The organism is Kitasatospora sp. NPDC057198, assembly GCF_042670125.1.
In the GTDB taxonomy this organism is placed as follows: domain Bacteria; phylum Actinomycetota; class Actinomycetes; order Streptomycetales; family Streptomycetaceae; genus Kitasatospora.
Genome location: NZ_JBHUWH010000686.1, coordinates 1 through 2977, shown reverse-complemented (window position 1 = coordinate 2977; position 2977 = coordinate 1). Strand labels below are relative to the sequence as shown.

3 protein-coding genes are annotated in these 2977 nt (G+C 73.8%); all 3 read right to left on the bottom strand.

Translation table 11 applies throughout. The features are described from left to right. Positions 1-98: 98 nt before the first annotated feature. Positions 99-854 carry an MFS transporter gene (locus tag ACFUEL_RS37730; RefSeq protein ID WP_380242434.1) on the bottom strand — a complete coding sequence of 252 codons (756 nt, stop codon included), beginning with the start codon at positions 852-854 and terminating at the stop codon, positions 99-101. An 89-nt stretch (positions 855-943) separates the two neighbouring features. Next, the gene (locus ACFUEL_RS37725) at positions 944-1525 is read right to left on the bottom strand and encodes a flavoprotein (protein ID WP_380242432.1); all 582 of its coding nucleotides are present in this window, start codon (positions 1523-1525) and stop codon (positions 944-946) included. Then, positions 1522-2874, bottom strand: coding sequence for a radical SAM protein (locus ACFUEL_RS37720; RefSeq protein ID WP_380242430.1), 1353 nt, complete (start codon positions 2872-2874; stop codon positions 1522-1524). Before ACFUEL_RS37720 ends, ACFUEL_RS37725 begins: the two co-directional genes overlap by 4 nt. Positions 2875-2977 lie beyond the last annotated feature (103 nt).

Genomic DNA, 2977 nt, shown 5'->3' with positions numbered 1-2977 from the left:
AGCCCGCGCCGGGCCCCCGCCCGCCCGCCAGCAGGAAGCCGAGCAGGTCCGGCCGGGGCGCGGGCCGGCCGCCGGCGCGGGCGGCGCGCAGGTAGTGGTCACGCACCAGCCGGGCCGCCGCCCCGGAGACCGTCCGGACGGCGGCCCGGTCCTCGTACCAGCTCCAGTCCCCGTGGGCGTTGACCTCCAGGAACACCGGCCGGTCGCCGTCCATCAGGAAGTCGAACGCCCCGTAGCCGAGGCCGAGCCGGGCGGCGCACCTCCCCGGCCCGGGCGGCGAGGGCGGAGCCGGCCAGGGCCCCGGCGCCGAGCAGCGTCAGCAGGACGCCGTACCCGGCGGCCCCGAAGGTGCGGTGCGCGAAGTCCGGCATGGCCACTTCCATGGTGCCGGTGAAGGCGAGGTTGCAGATCAGCGCGACGACGACCACCACGTGCAGCAGTCGGCCCCGGCGCAGCACCTCGCCGAAGCGCGGGCCCGGTTCCTGCACCCGGTCCCCGGCACCGGGTTCCGGCGCGCCGGGGCCGGGTGCCGGGGTCCGGATCCGGAGCAGGACCGCCGCCGACAGCAGGAAGGAGGCGGCGTCCACCCCGAGCGCGGGCGCGGAGCCCCAGAACGCCACCAGCACGCCGCCGACGGACGGCCCGAGGATGCCGCCGAACGGGATGGTGGCCACCCGGGCGACGCCGTAGCAGGCGAGCACCGTCCCGAGCAGCGCCGTCCCGCCGCCACCGCCGAGCACCAGCCAGGGCAGCGCCACCGCGTAGCAGTAGTCGCCCACCATGGAGGCGAACTGTCCGAGCACGAGCAGCCGGAACCCCGGCACCCCCATCGGCCCGCCGGACAGCGCGCGCAAGAGTTGCGACCCCCTCGGCAACCGCCCCGCCCTCGCCTTCCGCCCCGTCGACAGTTCGACTACTGATCGTACCCCCGGAGGAGTGTCGGTCATGGCCGCCCGCCGATCATCTCCCCTTCCAGCGAACGGAGTTCACGCACCACCTCGGCCACTGCGGCCGGCCCGGGAGCCCCCACGACGGGCTCCGTGCGGCGGTTCGCGATGATCCAGGCGTCCCCCGGCACCGGATCGATCACCAGGTGCCCGTCCCCGCGCAGCCGCTCCACGTTCCGCCGGACGGCGCGCTGCTCCCACATCACCGGGTTCATGCTCGGGAAGAACAGCACCGGGGGCCGGCGGGCCAGCAGGGCCGTGCTCAGCAGGCCGGAGGCGAGCCCGTTCGCGGCCTGCCCCAGGATGTTGGCGGTGGCCGGGAGCACCACGAAGGTGTCGGCCCAGGAGGCCAGTTCGACGTGGCTGACCGCCAGTTCGTCGACGCCGTCGCAGTGCACCCGCGGGCAGACCAGGCGCACCGCGGCGGGCGGCAGGATCGAGGCCGCCGACCTCGTCATCACCACCCGGACCTCCGAGTCGGCGGCGAGCGCCGCCAGGTAGTGCGGCAGGTTCAGGACGTTCCCCGATCCGGTCACCCCGACCAGCAGCCGGTGCCGGTCCTCCGGCTCCCGGGTCACCGTCCGGCCCCCGCGGGGAGCAGCCCGGCCTGCGCGGCCAGCACCGCCAGCCGCCCCTGGAAGTTGTACTTGTAGCTGGGGCACGGCGGGTTCCCCTCCCGCCACGCCTTCGGGCAGGCGCCGCCGCAGGTGGGCATGAACACGCACTCGCCGCACCAGGTGCGGTTCTCCGCGACGTCCTCGTGCCAGTCGTCGAACTGCCCGACCGGGCGGTGCGGACCCGGGGCCGGCGCGCTGATGTCGGTCAGCGCGAACTGCCGCTCCGCCTCCGGGACCAGCGGGTACTCGCTGCACGAGAAGACCTTCCCGGTGCTGCTGATCAGCTCGGCCGAGGTGGTGACCGCCGGGCAGACCACGGCGTTGGCCGCGGTCGGCACCAACTGCACGTTGAGCCGCCGCTCCGCCATCATCCGGAACCACTCCACCTGGCGCTCCGCGAATTCGCGCCCGGCGAGTTCGACCGCCGACACGTCATTGCCCCAGGAATGCACGGGCATGATGGAGAAATTGACGTTCGGACGGCTCATTCCCAGCTCCGCCATCAATTCCAGGTAGCGTGGGACGCTGTCCCGGTTCCCGATGTCCACGTTGGTCCTGAAACGGAACAGCGCGCCGTCGTTCCGGGAATCCTCCAGGGCTTCCCCGACCACTTCGACGATGTGCCGGAACGAACCCTTCCCGTTCTTCAGCGGGCGGTGCACGTCGTGCACCTCGGGCGGCCCGTCGAGGGTTATCTCGAATTGGGTGACGCCGCATTCCCCCACCAGCGTGCGGATCTTCGCGGGCGTGAGCAGCGAACCGTTGGTGACGATGACCGACGAATACGGGATGCCGCGCCCGGCCGCCGCGGCGACGAAGGCGGGCGCGAGGCTGCGGATCACCGCGTAGCCGACCATCGGCTCGGCGCCGAACCAGTCGATCCGCGCGCTGCGGGTGGAGGGCGCCCCGATCTTCCGCAGCACCCGCGCCCGGACCTTGTCCCGGTGGTCCCGGGACAGGCCGCCCGCGGTGTGCTCCTGCCCGCAGTACGCGCACCCCATGTTGCAGTACGAGGTCGGCAGCAGCGCCACGTGCACGGCGGACAGGTCGGCCGACGCCCGCCGGTTGCGCTCCAGCACCGCGGCCCGCTCGTCCTCGTCGGCCGGCACCAGGATCCGGGCCCGGCGCAGTTCCCCCGCCAGTCCGGGGGCCACCCCGTCCGGGTCGCCGGCGCGCAGCGCGGCGGCCGTGTCCGGGTCCACGGCCAGCAGGCGGGCCGTCCTGGTCGCGAACACCAATCGCACGCCGACGCCCGAGGCGTCGCTGTAGGTCTCGTCGCCCACGACGAGGTACCGGCTGACCTTCTCCACGAACCGCCGCCTTCCCGAGACTGTGAAAGAGAAAACCGTGCCGCGCCCCGGCCGGAGAGCCGGGGCGCGGGCCGATTACGCGCGCATTAGCGCGGGGCGGGTG